Annotated in this window: 12 protein-coding genes and 1 other RNA gene; 11 read left to right on the top strand and 2 right to left on the bottom strand. The window is 70.4% G+C overall.

All coding sequences use genetic code 11. From position 1 onward, the window contains the following. Positions 1 to 9 precede the first annotated feature (9 nt). Both NE358_RS12320 and ffs read left to right on the top strand, forming a co-directional pair. Positions 10 to 666, top strand: coding sequence for a helix-turn-helix domain-containing protein (locus NE358_RS12320; protein ID WP_289938922.1), 657 nt, complete (start codon positions 10 to 12; stop codon positions 664 to 666). Positions 667 to 686: 20 nt separating this feature from the next. Beyond that, positions 687 to 783: signal recognition particle sRNA small type (ffs, locus tag NE358_RS12315), an RNA gene on the top strand. 25 nt (positions 784 to 808) lie between these two features. On the opposite strand, the gene NE358_RS12310 is transcribed toward ffs, so the two are convergent. Further along, a complete protein-coding gene (locus NE358_RS12310) occupies positions 809 to 1,477 on the bottom strand; it encodes an NUDIX domain-containing protein (RefSeq protein WP_289938921.1) in 669 nt (222 codons plus the stop codon). Between the two features lie 41 nt (positions 1,478 to 1,518). Here NE358_RS12310 and NE358_RS12305 point away from each other — a divergent pair, with 41 nt between their 5' ends. From NE358_RS12305 to NE358_RS12295, 3 genes are read left to right on the top strand one after another with little or no spacing between them, the layout of a single operon-like run. Next, entirely contained in the window at positions 1,519 to 2,277 is a 759-nt protein-coding gene (locus NE358_RS12305; RefSeq protein WP_289938918.1) for a DeoR/GlpR family DNA-binding transcription regulator, read from the top strand. Positions 2,278 to 2,335: 58 nt separating this feature from the next. Continuing rightward, positions 2,336 to 4,480: a phosphate acetyltransferase gene (pta, locus tag NE358_RS12300; protein ID WP_103206081.1), complete on the top strand. Its 2,145-nt coding sequence runs from the start codon at positions 2,336 to 2,338 to the stop codon at positions 4,478 to 4,480. Beyond that, positions 4,477 to 5,709 carry an acetate/propionate family kinase gene (locus tag NE358_RS12295; protein WP_289938915.1) on the top strand — a complete coding sequence of 411 codons (1,233 nt, stop codon included), beginning with the start codon at positions 4,477 to 4,479 and terminating at the stop codon, positions 5,707 to 5,709. Before pta ends, NE358_RS12295 begins: the two co-directional genes overlap by 4 nt. An 11-nt stretch (positions 5,710 to 5,720) precedes the next feature. On the opposite strand, the gene NE358_RS12290 is transcribed toward NE358_RS12295, so the two are convergent. After that, positions 5,721 to 6,470 carry a GntR family transcriptional regulator gene (locus NE358_RS12290; protein ID WP_103206083.1) on the bottom strand — a complete coding sequence of 250 codons (750 nt, stop codon included), beginning with the start codon at positions 6,468 to 6,470 and terminating at the stop codon, positions 5,721 to 5,723. Between the two features lie 168 nt (positions 6,471 to 6,638). On the opposite strand from NE358_RS12290, the gene NE358_RS12285 reads away from it, so the two are divergent. From NE358_RS12285 to NE358_RS12260, 6 genes are all read left to right on the top strand, one after another. Then, entirely contained in the window at positions 6,639 to 7,088 is a 450-nt protein-coding gene (locus NE358_RS12285; RefSeq protein ID WP_103206084.1) for a PTS sugar transporter subunit IIA, read from the top strand. Between the two features lie 29 nt (positions 7,089 to 7,117). Continuing rightward, the gene (locus NE358_RS12280; protein ID WP_289938910.1) at positions 7,118 to 8,683 is read left to right on the top strand and encodes a PTS transporter subunit EIIC; all 1,566 of its coding nucleotides are present in this window, start codon (positions 7,118 to 7,120) and stop codon (positions 8,681 to 8,683) included. A gap of 49 nt (positions 8,684 to 8,732) precedes the next feature. Further along, positions 8,733 to 9,518 (top strand): glucosamine-6-phosphate deaminase, encoded by a 786-nt coding sequence (gene nagB, locus NE358_RS12275; protein ID WP_103206086.1) that lies wholly within the window; start codon positions 8,733 to 8,735, stop codon positions 9,516 to 9,518. After that, positions 9,518 to 10,675, top strand: coding sequence for an N-acetylglucosamine-6-phosphate deacetylase (locus NE358_RS12270; protein WP_289938906.1), 1,158 nt, complete (start codon positions 9,518 to 9,520; stop codon positions 10,673 to 10,675). Before nagB ends, NE358_RS12270 begins: the two co-directional genes overlap by 1 nt. An 83-nt stretch (positions 10,676 to 10,758) precedes the next feature. Then, positions 10,759 to 11,493: an HAD family hydrolase gene (locus NE358_RS12265; RefSeq protein ID WP_116239143.1), complete on the top strand. Its 735-nt coding sequence runs from the start codon at positions 10,759 to 10,761 to the stop codon at positions 11,491 to 11,493. A 121-nt stretch (positions 11,494 to 11,614) separates the two neighbouring features. Beyond that, a complete protein-coding gene (locus NE358_RS12260; RefSeq protein ID WP_103206088.1) occupies positions 11,615 to 14,152 on the top strand; it encodes a glycoside hydrolase family 65 protein in 2,538 nt (845 codons plus the stop codon). The last annotated feature ends 19 nt before the right edge of the window (positions 14,153 to 14,171 follow it).

Below are 14,171 nucleotides of genomic sequence, written 5' to 3'. Positions count from 1 at the left end.
CCCGGCGCCGTGCACTCCGCACTCGCGGTCCTCGAGGCCGTGGCTCAGCTCGGTGCCGGGGTGAGCGCCCAGCGTCTGTCGGCTGAGCTCGGCCTGCCGCGCGCGACGACGTACCGTCTCGTCAACCTCCTCGTCGAGGACGAATACCTCGTCCGTACGCCGGACCTGGCGGGGTTCGCCCTGGGCGCGAAGGTCGCGCAGCTGGCCGCGGTGATCGCTCCGCCGGCACGCCTGTCGTCGGCTGCCCGAGCGGTGCTCGCCGAGGCGCGTCGGAGCGTGCGCGGGGGAGTGCACGTGGCGCTCTTCGTCGACGGGCGGATCGCCGTGGTCGATGCCGATCCCGACTTCCCCCTGTCCGACGAGGCGCGTCTCGCGCGCGAACCCGCCCGCTCCGCGCTCGGCCGGCTCATGCTGGTGTCTCAGGGCGAGCGGGGGACGCCGGAACTCGATCGGGCTCGGGACGACTTCGCGCGGTGGGGTGCGACACGCCAGAGCGGAGAGGTGATCGCGGCGTCCGGCTGTCTCGCGGTGCCGATCGTCGACGCGAGCGGTCTCGCGGCGGGTGCCGTGGCGTTCTCCGGGCCGAGGCACCGGGTGGACGATCCCGACGCTGTCCTGTCGGTCCTCCGCCCGGCGGCCGACGCCCTCGCCCCGCTGATGGTGTGACGCGCATCGGGTAGGCTGTACACGGCTCTCCGCGTGGCGGTATCCCGGCCAACTCCCCCAGGACGGAAACGTAGCAAGGGTAACCAGGCTCTATCGGGTGCGCGGAGGGTCTTTTCTTTGCCCTGACGAGGCCGCCGGCAGGTCACCGGCGGGCAAAGGGCCCGTCGAGCACCGCCCACTGCAGCAGCATGATGGTCTTGGCATCCTGGATCGATCCGTCCCGGATCTTCGAGAGGGCGACGTCGATGTCGTACTCGAGGATCTCGATCTCTTCATCCTCTTCGGCGAGACCACCGCGGTCGCCCTCCCGCTCGGCCCCGTCGTACGCCGCGGCGAAGAAGTGCAGCCTCTCGGTCACCGAGCCCGGGCTCATGAACGCGTCGAAGACGTGTTCCACCTCGGCGACCCGCACGCCGGTCTCTTCTTCGGCCTCGCGTCGGATCGCGGTGACGGGATCGTCGTCGTCGAGCAGTCCCGCGGCGGTCTCGATCAGCATGCCGTCGGGGTGGTCGTTGACGTAGACCGGGTAGCGGAACTGCCGGGTCAGCAGCACGGTCCGCCGTGCAGCGTCGTAGAGCAGGATCGTCGCGCCGTTGCCGCGGTCGTAGGTCTCGCGCGTGAGCGTCGTCCACTCGCCGTCGTCGCCGCGGTAGCGGAACGTCGTCGCCCGCAGCACGTGCCAGCCGGCCGCGAGGAGGTCGACATCGGTGACCTCTACTCGCGGGTTGCGTTCGAGGTCGCGACCGGTGAGGTGCAGGCCGGTGCGGCCACGGTGGTCGGGCACGGTGGTGCCGGGGCGTGCATCGTTCATGATTCGGAACGATAATGCAGAAACATGCAACAATGTGAACCATGCTCGCCGCCGCCCGTAAAGACGCCCTGCTCGACCGGCTGCGCCGCGACGGGCGTCTCGTCGTGAAAGACATCGCCGTCGAGCTGGGACTCTCCGAGGACAGCATCCGCCGAGATCTTCGAGAACTGGATGCCGCGGGCCTCGCGGTCCGCGTCTACGGCGGCGCCCTTCCGGCATCGCCGGCCGTCGTCGACTACTCCGCGCGCGTCGAGGTCGCTCGCTCGAGCAAGGCGCGGGTCGCCGCAATGGCGGTGGGCCTGATCGAGCCGGGCGCCACCGTGCTGCTGGACGGCGGCACCACGACTCTCGCGATGGTCGACGCGCTCCCGCGGTCGTTCTCCGGGACCGTCATCACGCACTCTCCGACGATCGCCGCCGCGCTGCTGCACCACGACGCGGAGGTCATCGTCCTGGGCGGGCGCATCTTCAAGCACTCCGCCGTGGCATGCGGGGCCGCGGCGATGGAGGCGGCGCAGAACCTCCGCGCCGACCTCTTCTTCCTGGGGGTGACGGGCGTGCATCCCGAAACGGGCCTTTCGACGGGGGATGCCGAGGAGGCGGCGATGAAGAGAGCGCTCGCCGCCCGCGCGGCCGAGACGTTCGCCCTCGCGAGCGAGGAGAAGCTCGGCGCGGCCTCGCGCTTCGGCATCCTGCCGCTCGACGGGGTGACCGGGATCATCGCCGACCTCGGGCCCGAGACCGTGCTCGCACGGGACCTGGGGGCGGCGGGAGCACGCCTGATCTCCTCGTCGACCTGATCACTCGACACCGAAGCAACCCCGGAACGGTGTCGGAGGCCCGCAATAGGCTGGACGCGTGACGCAGAGCATCTACATCACGTCGGCCGAAGGTCATTCGGGCAAGTCCTCGGTGGCCCTCGGCGTCCTCGACGCGCTCAGCCGCGTCACTCCGCGCGTCGGCGTGTTCCGCCCCATCGCGCGCTCCACCGCGGAACGCGACTATGTGCTCGAGATGCTGCTCGACCACGACAGCGTCGACCTCGACTACGACGACTGCGTCGGCGTCACCTACGACGACGTCCGCGACGACGCCGATGCCGCCCTGGCGCGGATCGTCGAGCGCTACAAGGCCGTCGAGGCGCAGTGCGACGCCGTCGTCATCATCGGCAGCGACTACACCGACGTCGGAAGCCCCGCCGAGCTGGCGTACAACGCCCGGATCGCCGCCAACCTCGGTGCCCCCGTGCTCCTCGTGCTCGGAGGCCGCGCGCAGCAGGGCCACAGTGAGACGCTCGGCATGTCGGTCGCCCGCACCCCGCAAGAGGTCGGCCAGATCGCCTCGCTCGCGGTGGCCGAGCTCCAGCACGAGCGCGCAGCGCTCTTCGCGGTGATCGCGAACCGCGCCGATCCCGACCACCTCGACGAGATCGTGGCATCCGTCCGCCAGGTGGTCGACACCGTTCCCGTGGGTGCCCCCGCCGAGCACCGGAGCGTTCCCGTCTGGGCCCTGCCCGAAGACCGTTTCCTCATCGCCCCCTCGGTGCGCGGCGTGCTCCGTTCGGTCGAGGGAGAGCTGATCAAGGGCGACCCCGCGCTGCTCACGCGCGAGGTCCTCGACGTCGTCGTGGCCGGTATGTCGATGGTCAACGTGCTTCCGCGTCTGAAGGAGTCGGCGGTCGTGGTCATCCCGGCCGACCGCAGCGAGGTGCTTCTCGCCGCCCTCCTCGCCAACGCCTCGGGAACCTTCCCCTCGCTCGCGGGCATCGTGCTCAACGGCGGGTTCGAACTGCCCGATGCGATCGTGCGCCTGATCGACGGGCTCGGCTCGCCCCTGCCGATCATCGCGACCGACCTCGGCACCTATGACACGGCCGTGCGCATCATGAACACCCGGGGCCGCCTCGCCGCCGACTCGCAGCACCGCTACGACACGGCGCTGGCGATGTTCGAGCGCCACATCGACACCGAGCTGCTCACGCGCGAGCTGGGCGTCGCGCGCCCGAGCGTGGTCACCCCGCTCATGTTCGAGTACGGCCTCGTCGACCGCGCCCGCAGTGACCGTCGCCGTATCGTGCTGCCCGAGGGCAGCGACGACCGCGTGCTGCGCGCCGCCGCCACCGTGCTCTCGCGCGGCATCGCCGATCTCACGATCCTCGGCGAGCCGATCGAGGTGCGCGGGCGTGCGATCGAGCTCGGCATCGACATCCGCGACGCCGAGGTGCTGAGCCCCTTCGACGCCGTGCACGTCGACAAGTTCGCCACCGAGTACGCCCGGCTCCGCGCCCACAAGGGCGTCACCTACGCGCAGGCCGCCGACACCGTGACCGACGTGTCGTACTTCGGCACGCTCATGGTGCACCTGGGGCTGGCCGACGGGATGGTCTCGGGTGCCGCGCACACCACGGCCCACACCATCCGTCCCGCGTTCGAGATCATCAAGACCGCCCCCGGCGTCTCGGTCGTCTCGAGCGTGTTCCTCATGGCTCTCGCCGACCGCGTCCTCGTCTACGGCGACTGCGCCGTCATCCCCGACCCCACCAGCGAGCAGCTCGCCGACATCGCTGTGTCGTCGGCCGCGACCGCCGAGCAGTTCGGCATCGCGCCGCGTGTGGCGATGCTGTCGTATTCGACGGGGGAGTCCGGTACGGGCGCCGACGTCGAGAAGGTGCGCACCGCGACCGCCCTCGTGCGCGAGCGGGCGCCTGAGCTGCTGGTGGAGGGACCCATCCAGTACGACGCCGCCGCCGACGCGGCCGTGGCGCGGGCCAAGATGCCCGACTCCGAGGTCGCGGGACGCGCGACGGTGTTCGTCTTCCCCGACCTGAACACCGGCAACAACACGTACAAGGCCGTGCAGCGCTCGGCCGGTGCCGTCGCGATCGGCCCCGTGCTGCAGGGGCTCAACAAACCGATCAACGACCTGTCGCGCGGCGCTCTCGTCGACGACATCGTCAACACCATCGCCATCACCGCGATCCAGGCCCAGGGGGGCACCTCGTGAGCGTCGTCCTCGTCGTCAACAGCGGTTCGTCGTCGTTCAAGTACCAGTTGCTCGACATGGGCCGCGAAGAGGTCCTCGCCTCGGGCCTGGTCGAGCGCATCGGTGACGGCGTTGGCGTCGCGAAACACACGGTGAGGGCAGCGTCGTTCGGCGTCGAGGGCGAGCCCGCCCCCACGGTGACCGACGTCACCACCACCATCGAGCGGGAGATCCCCGACCACACGGCCGGGTTCGCCGTCATGCTCGACGCCTTCGCCGCGCACGGACCCTCTCTCGACGAGTACCCGCCCGTGGCCGTCGGCCATCGCGTCGTGCACGGCGGAGCGCGCTTCTTCGCCCCCACCGTCGTGACGCCTCTCGTCGAGATCAACATCGACGAGCTCTCGGTGCTGGCTCCCCTGCACAACCCGGCGAACCTCGCCGGTATCATCGCGGCCAAGAAGGCCTTCCCCGGCGTCCCGCACGTCGCCGTCTTCGATACCGCGTTCCATCAGTCCCTCGCTCCCGAGGCGTACACCTACGCGATCGACCGCGAGATCGCCGAGGCCCACCGCATCCGTCGTTACGGCTTCCACGGCACGAGCCACAAGTTCGTCAGCGAGGCCGCGGCCGCCTTCGTCGGCCGCCCGCTCGGCGAGCTCAAGCAGATCGTCTTCCACCTCGGCAACGGCGCCTCGGCCGCCGCGATCGAAGGGGGGCGCTCGATCGACACGTCGATGGGACTCACGCCTCTCGAGGGGCTGGTCATGGGCACGCGCTCGGGTGACCTCGACCCCGCGGTACTGCTGCAGCTCGCCCGCCGTGCCGACCTGTCCATCGCCGACCTCGACACGCTGCTCAACAAGCGCTCGGGTCTGCTGGGCCTGGCCGGGGTGTCCGACATGCGCGACATCGGGGAGCGGAGGGATGCCGGCGACCCGGCCGCTCAGCTGGCCTTCGACGTCTACATCCACCGTCTGCGCGCCTACGCGGGTGCCTATCTGGCGCAGCTCGACGGTGTCGACGTCATCTCGTTCACCGCGGGGGTGGGGGAGAATTCGATCCGCGTCCGCGAGGAGGCCATGGCGACCCTCGGCTTCGCGGGCGTCGAGATCGATCCCGATCGCAACGCCTCGCGCGAGCGCGGCATCCGGCGCATCTCCGCCGACTCGTCGCGTGTCGAGGTGCTGGTCGTCCCCACCGACGAAGAGCTCGAGATCGCTCGGCAGACGCTGTCGGTCACGGCCTGACGCCGCCGTGATCAGGTGCCGGCCAGGGCCATGTGCACCTGGTAGCGGTCGCCGCGGTACCACGACGTGACGTGCTCGACCGGGGTGCCGCTGGCACGCGAGGTGCGGCGGAACACGAGCACGGGCGACCCGGCTGAGACGTCGAGGGCCGTCGCCACACCGTCGTCGACGGTCTCGGCCCACACCGTCTGCTCGGCGGCGTCGATGCGCACCCCGTACCGCTCGGCCAGCACCCCGTAGAGCGAGGTGCTGAGGTCACGCTCGCCGAGGTCCGCGGCCACGCGCGGCGAGTACCAGCCGAGCTCGAGGGCCATCGGGATGCCGTTGGCCAGGCGGAGCCGCTCGATCGACCAGGCCTGCTCGCCCTCGTCGAGGCCGAGGGCGGCGCGAACGTCGAGGGGCGGCGTCGCGCGCTCGGCGCGGCGCACCAGGGTGGTGGCGACCATCCCCCGGCGGCGCATGTCCTCTGTGAACGAGGCGAGGTGCAACTGCGACTGCACGCGCCCACCCGCGACGAAGGTGCCCTTTCCCTGGACGGTGTAGAGCTTCTGCTCCTCGATCAGCTGGCGCAGTGCCTCACGTACGGTCGCACGGCTCACCGCCAGTCGCGTCGAGAGTTCTCGTTCCGAGGGGATCGCCGCGTGAGCGGGCCAGGTGCTGCCGATGTCGGCGAGGAGGATCGCGCGCACCTGCGCGTGCTTGGGGACCGGCCCGGGGGTGATTGCGGCGGGCGGGCTGTCGGCATCGCGGAGACGGGGCATGGCGGCGTCGGCTTTCGATGTTGACACGGTCGCCCCAGGCCATTAGCTTCACTGGTACGTACCAGTCCGAGCCAGTGGGCGGATCGTGCGGCGGAAGGTCGTTCCCTTCCAGCCTAGGCGTCTCGGGTGGTGCGTACCGCTGACCCGCCGTCTCACCGAGGAGTGCCCGTGCCCGACATCCTGTCCCCGCTCGTGGGGACCGTTCTGCCCCTGTCGGCGGTCCCCGATCGGCTGTTCGCGCAGGGAGCCATGGGCCCCGGCGTGGCGATCGACCCGCCCGCCGAGGTCGTCGACGCGGTCGCCCCCCTCGCCGGCACCCTCCTGCAGGTCTTCCCGCACGCCTTCGTCGTCGTCGCCGACGACGGTCTCGCCGTGCTCGTACACCTCGGACTCGACACCGTCCAGCTGAAGGGGGAGGGGTTCACCGCCTTCGCGGCGAAGGGGGACCGCGTCGAGGCCGGCGCCCCCGTCATCGCCTTCGACGTGCCCGCGATCCGGGCCGCGGGCCTATCGAGCATCGTCCCCGTCGTGGTCCTCGAACGCTCCGCCGACGAGATCGCCGTCCTTCCCTCCGAGGGGGCCGCGATCCTTCCCGGCGCCCCGCTCCTGTCCATCTGATCCGCTCCGTCACCGTCGAGAGAGACCCCATGAGCGCTCCCACCCCCGCCACTCGCCGTCGCGGCATCCCGGGCTTCGCCCACATGCAGCGGCTCGGCAAGAGCCTGATGCTGCCCATCGCCGTTCTGCCGGCGGCCGGCATCCTGCTCCGTCTCGGTCAGCCCGACCTTCTGGGCCAGATCGACCTGCCGGTCATCGGACCCTTCTTCCAGGCGATGAGCGCCGCCGGCGGCGCGCTCTTCGACAACCTCGCGCTGCTGTTCGCCGTCGGCGTGGCGATCGGTTTCGCGAAGAAGGCCGACGGCTCGACCGCACTCTCGGCGGTCGTCGGCTACCTCGTTCTCGCCAACGTCTTCAAGGCCATGTCGCCGGTCGTGCTCGCCGGGCAGACGACCGCGGCGGGCGAGCAGGTACAGATCAACTACAGCGTGTTCGGCGGCATCGTGATCGGACTGCTCACCGCCTGGCTGTTCGACCGCTACCACACGATCCAACTGCCGTCCTACCTGGGCTTCTTCGGGGGACGTCGCTTCGTGCCGATCGTCGTCTCGCTCGTCAGCCTCGTCGTCGGCTTCGGGCTCAGCTACTTCTACCCGATCTTCGACACGGGCCTCACGGGCCTCGGCGCCTTCATCGGCGGCACCGGGGCGATCGGCGCTTTCGTGTACGGCTTCACCAACCGCATGCTGATCCCTCTGGGCCTGCACCACATCCTCAACTCGTACGTGTGGTTCCTGCAGGGCTCGTACACGAAGGGCGACGGCAGCGTCGTGACGGGCGAGCTCACCCGGTTCGCCGCCGGCGACCCCACCGCGGGCGCCCTGACTTCGGGGTTCTACCCGGTGCTGATGTTCGGCCTGCCGGCCGCGGCGCTGGCAATGATCCACCTCGCCAACCCCGCTCAGCGCAAGGCCGCGATCGGCATCCTCGGTGCCGCGGGGCTCACCGCCTTCCTGACCGGGGTGACCGAACCGCTCGAGTTCGCGTTCATGTTCGCCGCGTTCCCGCTGTACGTCGTGCACGCCGTGCTCACGGGCATCTCACTCGCCGTCGCCTATCTCCTCGACATCCACCTCGGCTTCTCGTTCTCGGCCGGCCTGTTCGATCTGCTCCTGTACGGAACCGCCCCCGCGGCGAACAACGTCTGGCTGCTCGTGATCATGGGCGTCGTCTACTTCGGCGTGTACTACCTGCTGTTCCGCCTGGTGATCAAGAGATGGAACCTGCGGACCCCGGGCCGCGAGGATCTCTCCGCGCCGACCGATGACGCTCCCGCGGTGGTCGCCGAGACGGCCGCCCCCGCGGAGGGGACGTCGCCGAGCGCACAGGCCACCGCCGCGACCACGACGACCGCCGTCGCCGAAGGCTCCACGGCCGAGCAGCTCATCGCGGCCTTCGGCGGGCGCGAGAACCTCGTGCACGTCGACGCCTGCATCACCCGCTTGCGCATGGAGGTGGCCGATCGCGGGCTGGGCGACCACGCACGCTTGAAACAGCTCGGCGCCGCGGGCGTGCTCGAGGTCGGCGACAATGTGCAGGCCGTCTTCGGCCCTCGCGCCGAGATGCTCAAGAACGACATCCTCGAGGTGCTGTGATGCAGAGCGGATGCCGATTCCTCGGCGCCCGAGCGAGAGAGGGGCTGTGATGGAGGTCGTCGTCGTCTCCACCCCCGAGGAGGCCGCTCGCGTGGCCGCCGATGCCTACTCGGTGCTCCTGCGCGACACCCCTTCGGCGGTGCTCGGTCTCGCCACGGGATCGACGCCCCTGCCCCTGTACCGCGAGCTCATCCGCCGCCATCGCGAGGAGGGGCTGAGCTTCGCTCGAGCGCGGGCGTTCCTGCTCGACGAGTACGTCGGTCTTGCGGCCGGACATCCGGAGCGCTACCGCGAGTTCATCCGCGGCGAGCTGGAGCAGCACGTCGACTTCGCCGCCGACGCGATCGTCGGCCCGGGCGATCTCGACGTCGCGCCGCTCGACGCCGGTCCCGCGTACGAGCAGCGGATCCGCGCGGCAGGCGGAATCGATCTGCAGATCCTCGGCATCGGCTCCGACGGGCACCTCGCCTTCAACATGCCCATGTCGAGCCTGGCCAGTCGGACGCGTCTGAAGACTCTGACGCCCCGCACACGTCAGGACAACGCCCGCTTCTTCGACGGCGACATCGATCAGGTGCCCACCCACTGCCTGACGCAGGGTCTCGCGACCATCCTCGACAGCCGTCACGCGATCATGCTGGGCTTCGGGCGGGGCAAGGCGCAGGCCGTGCGCGAAGCCGTGGAGGGGCCGCTGTCGTCGCGGTGGCCCGCCTCGGTGCTGCAGCTGCACCCGCACGCCACGGTGGTGGTGGACGACGACGCCGCGAGCCAGCTCGCCTTCGCCGAGTACTACCGCACGACCTACGCCGGCAAGCCGGCGGGGCAGGGGCTGTGATGCGCCTGCGTGCCGCCCGCGCCCTCGTGGGCGGATCGTTCGTGGGGCCGATCGTCGTCGATGTCGCCGCGGGGCGGATCGCCCGCATCCGTCCGGCGACGGGGGGCGAGGACGTCGATCACGACATCGTCGACGGCGTCCTCACGGCGGGGATGCTGGATCTCCAGGTCAACGGCTCGTTCGGCGTCGATGTGGCAGCGGCCGACGACGCGGGCTGGCGGAGTCTTCTCGCCGGTCTCGCGGCCCGCGGCGTCACAGTTGTCGAGCCGACCGTCATCACGGCGCCCCTGCCCGACATGATCGGCGCTCTCGAACGCGTCGGTCGCGCGCGCACGGAGTTCGCCGGTGAGCCGGTCGCGCGCATCCTCGGGGCCCATCTCGAGGGGCCCTTCCTCTCTCCCGCCCGCAAGGGTGCCCATCGCGCCGCGTGCATGCTCGCACCCGAGCCCGCGCATCTCGACACCCTGCTGGCGCGCCCCGCCGCCCGAGACGCCCTGCGCACAATCACGCTCGCGCCCGAGCTCCCCGGCGCGCTCGACGCGGTCCGCCGCTTGAGCGGAGAGGGCTATGTCGTGGCGGTCGGCCACAGCGACGCCACCGCCGCGCAGGTGCACGCCGCCGCAGACGCGGGCGCGACCATGACCACGCACGTCTTCAACGCCCAGCGACCCCTCAAGCCGCGCGAGCCGGGCGTTCCCGGCGCGGTGCTGTCCGACGATCGGTTCTTCGTCGGCACCATCGTCGACGGCCAGCACCTCGATCCGAGCATCGTCTCGCTCGTGCTCGCCTCGGCCGGTCGTCGCACGGTGGCGGTCACCGATGCCATCGTCACGGCGGGACTCGGCGCCGACCGGTGGTGCGACTTCGGCGGACAACCCGTGGCCAACGACGCGAGGGGACTCGGCCGCCGCCGCGATGGCACGATCGCCGGTGCGGGCATCGTCCTCGACGAGGGCGTCCGTCGCATGATCGCCGCGGGACTGGACCCCGCCGCCGTGCTGTCGGCGTGCACCGAGAACGCCGCGCGCTCCCTCGGACGCACCGACATCGGCCACCTCGCCGAGGGATCGCTCGCGGATCTCGTGCAGTGGGATGCCGACTGGCATCCGTCCTCCGTATGGATCGGCGGACGCGCCCTGTCGGCGACAGTCCGCTGAGGCCTTCCGCCCGCCCTCGCCACTACGCTGGAAGGGCGGCGCTCCGGGCGTTCGCGCCACCGCACCCCGATCTGGAGCCAGCCGTGACCGACAGCCCCGACCTGCCCGACCTCACCGGTTTCCAGGGGGTCCTCTTCGACCTCGACGGGGTGCTCACCCCCACCGCCGAGGTGCACATGCGGGCGTGGAAGACGATGTTCGACGAGCTGTTCGCGGCATGGAAGATCGAGCCCGCCTACACCGATCGCGATTACTTCGAGTACGTCGACGGCAAGAAGCGCTACGACGGGGTGGCGAGCCTGCTGCGCAGCCGCGACGTCGAGGTCCCGTGGGGGGAACCCTCCGACGATCCGTCCGAAGACACCGTCTGCGGCGTCGGCAACCGCAAGAACGAGGTGTTCTCGCGGATCCTCCGCAGCGAGGGCATCGCGCCCTACCCCGGCTCGGTCGCCCTCCTCGACGTGTTGCAGGCCGCGGGGACCCCCATCGCGGTGGTCTCCAGTTCGAAGAACGCCGTCGAGGTCCTCGACGCCGCCGGCATCCGCGAGCGCTTCCCCGTCGTGATGGACGGCGTGATCGCCGAGCGCGACCACCTCTCGTCCAAGCCCGCTCCCGACGTGTTCGCCGAGGCCGCACGTCTGCTGGGTGTCGACCCCGCGCGATCCGTGGCCGTCGAAGACGCGCTGAGCGGCGTGCGCTCCGCCGTCGCCGCAGGCTATGGCGTCGTCGTGGGCGTCGACCGCGGGGTCGGCGCCGACCAGCTCCGCGCCGCCGGGGCCACCGTGGTCGTCGACGACCTCGCCGCGTTCGTAGACTGAGCCGTCGCCATCCGCGACACCCGTCGTCGCCCGCCCCACGGGCGAGACCGAGCACCACCCGCGCGAACGGCCCGAGGCCGCCCCGCGCCGACCCGAACCTGCCACCGGAAGGCACGCCCCGATGATCGATCGCGATCGCTTCCCCGTCGACGAATGGCGCCTCGTCGAGACCGAGTTCTCGCTCGACGACGTGGGGGTCACCGAGACCCTGTTCGCCGTCGGCAACGGCTACCTGGGCCTGCGCGGCAACTCCATCGAGGGCCGCTTCGCGCTCGAGCAGGGCACGTTCATCAACGGCTTCCACGAGACGTTCCCCATCCGGCACGCCGAGCAGGCCTACGGCTTCGCCGAGGTCGGCCAGACGATCATCAACGCCCCGGATGCCAAGGTCATGCGCGTCTACGTCGACGACGAGCCCCTTTCGCTCGACGTCGCCGACGTACGCGAGTACGAGCGCGTGCTCGACATGCGCCAGGGGATCCTCCGTCGCCATCTCCTGTGGGTCACGCCCTCGGGCAAACGCGTCCGCATCGAGGACGAGCGCTTCGTCTCGTTCGACGAGAAGCACCTCGCCGTCCTCCGTCTCACCGTGACGGTGCTCGATGCCGACGCCCCCGTCACCGTGAGCAACCAGCTGCTGAACCGCCAGGACGGCGAGGGGATCTACGGCGGCTCGCCCATGGCATCCAAGCAGTCCGGTTTCGACCCGCGCAAGACCGAGAGACTCAGCGACCGGGTGCTGCAGCCGCGCGAGTACTGGCAGGACGGCAACCGCTCGGCGCTGAGCTACGAGGTCAGCGAATCGAACATGACGCTCGCCGTCATCGCCGATCACCTCGTCGAGACCGAGAACGAGTACACCTCGCGTCAGCTCATCGAGCCCGACATCGCCAAGAACGTCTACCGCGTGCACGCGAAGGCCGGCGTGCCCACGACCATCACCAAGCTCGTGAGCTATCACACCTCGCGAGGTGTCCCCACGGGCGAGCTCCTCGACCGCTGCCGCCGCACGATCGACCGCGCCGTCGAGACGGGGATCGACGGGCTCGTCGAGAAGCAGATCGCCTGGTACGCCGACTTCTGGGACCGCTCCGACGTGCGTATCGGGGGCCACGGCGACCTGCAGCAGGCCACGCGCTGGTGTCTGTTCCAGCTGGCGCAGGCCGCGGCCCGGGCCGATGGCCAGGGGGTTCCCGCCAAGGGCGTCACGGGTTCCGGATACAGCGGCCATTACTTCTGGGACACCGAGGTCTACGTCCTCCCGTTCCTCGCGTACACCTCGCCGCTCTGGGCCCGGAACGCCCTGCGCATGCGCTACCTCATGCTCCCCGCGGCCCGAAAGCGCGCGCACCAGCTCAACGAGGCGGGAGCCCTGTTCCCCTGGCGCACGATCAACGGCGAAGAGGCATCGGCGTACTATGCCGCCGGCACCGCTCAGTACCACATCAATGCCGACGTCGCCTTCGCGCTGGCCAAATACGTCCGCGCGACCGGGGACGAGGAGTTCCTCGCCCGCGAGGGCGTCGACATCGCCGTCGACACCGCCCGCCTGTGGTCGACGCTGGGGTTCTGGCGCTCGAGCGACGCGGTCGATGAGGGCGAGCACGACTCCTTCCACATCCACGGCGTGACCGGACCCGACGAGTACACCACCGTCGTCAACGACAACCTCTTCACCAACGTCATGGCGCGCTTCAACCTGCGCTTCGCGGCGCGGACCGTCCGGGATCTCGCCGAGAACAACCCCGAGGCCTACGCCCAGATGGCCGACCGCATGAACCTCGATCCCTCCGAGCCCGAGCGCTGGGACAAGGCGGCCGAGGCCATGCACATCCCGTTCAGCGAGGCCCTCGGCATCCATCCCCAGGACGCCGTCTTCCTCGAGCGCGAGATCTGGGACCTCGAGAACACCCCGCCCGACCAGCGTCCACTGCTGCTGCACTTCCACCCGCTGGTGATCTACCGCTACCAGGTGCTCAAGCAGGCCGATGTGGTGCTCGCCCTGTTCCTGCAGGGGAATCACTTCACGGATGCCGAGAAGCTCGCGGACTTCGAGTACTACGACCCGCTGACCACGGGCGACTCGACGCTGTCGGCGGTCGTGCAGTCGATCCTGGCGGCCGAGGTGGGCTACCAGGACCTGGCTCTCGAGTACTTCCGTCAGGCCGCGTTCGTGGATCTCGGCGACCTGCACCACAACGCCTCGGACGGTGTGCACGTGGCGTCGGCCGGCGGGGTGTGGACCGCGCTCGTCAGCGGCTTCGGAGGCATGCGCGATCACTTCGGTCTGCTCACCTTCGACCCGCGCCTGCCCGCGGACTGGCCCGAACTGTCGTACGTGCTGCACTGGCACGGCACGCGCCTCGACGTCACGCTCACCGAGACCGCGCTGACACTGCGCGCCGGAGGAGAGGGCGCGCCCGTCACCTTCGCCGTGCGCGGGGTGGATTACACCGTGGCTCCCGGCGAGATCGTGCGCGTCGCGCTGCACGGGCAGGGCCCGGTACGACCGGGGCGGCCGTCGATCCGCCAGCTCGAGGGGTCGGTACGCGAGGACGGAACGCTGCTGTCGGCGTCGGTGCCGATCGTCACGACGGCGATCCCGATCGTGAGCGACGACGACGGGCCGATCGCGGTCGGGCTCGACGGCGGTTTCTGATCCTTTCGAACGCGGCGGC

This window comes from Sphingomonas sp. G5 (genome assembly GCF_052660795.1).
Note: the sequence above shows the minus strand (reverse complement) of the source record. Positions and strands in the feature narration are given on the sequence as shown.

What these genes read in the sequence shown, in the direction of transcription:
- NE358_RS12310 (WP_289938921.1), bottom strand. Translation starts at nt 1,477, where the DNA reads ATGAACGATGCACGCCCCGGCACCACCGTGCCCGACCACCGTGGCCGC.
- NE358_RS12305 (WP_289938918.1), top strand. Translation starts at nt 1,519, where the DNA reads ATGCTCGCCGCCGCCCGTAAAGACGCCCTGCTCGACCGGCTGCGCCGC.
- NE358_RS12290 (WP_103206083.1), bottom strand. Translation starts at nt 6,470, where the DNA reads ATGCCCCGTCTCCGCGATGCCGACAGCCCGCCCGCCGCAATCACCCCC.
- NE358_RS12280 (WP_289938910.1), top strand. Translation starts at nt 7,118, where the DNA reads ATGAGCGCTCCCACCCCCGCCACTCGCCGTCGCGGCATCCCGGGCTTC.
- nagB (WP_103206086.1), top strand. Translation starts at nt 8,733, where the DNA reads ATGGAGGTCGTCGTCGTCTCCACCCCCGAGGAGGCCGCTCGCGTGGCC.
- NE358_RS12270 (WP_289938906.1), top strand. Translation starts at nt 9,518, where the DNA reads ATGCGCCTGCGTGCCGCCCGCGCCCTCGTGGGCGGATCGTTCGTGGGG.
- NE358_RS12260 (WP_103206088.1), top strand. Translation starts at nt 11,615, where the DNA reads ATGATCGATCGCGATCGCTTCCCCGTCGACGAATGGCGCCTCGTCGAG.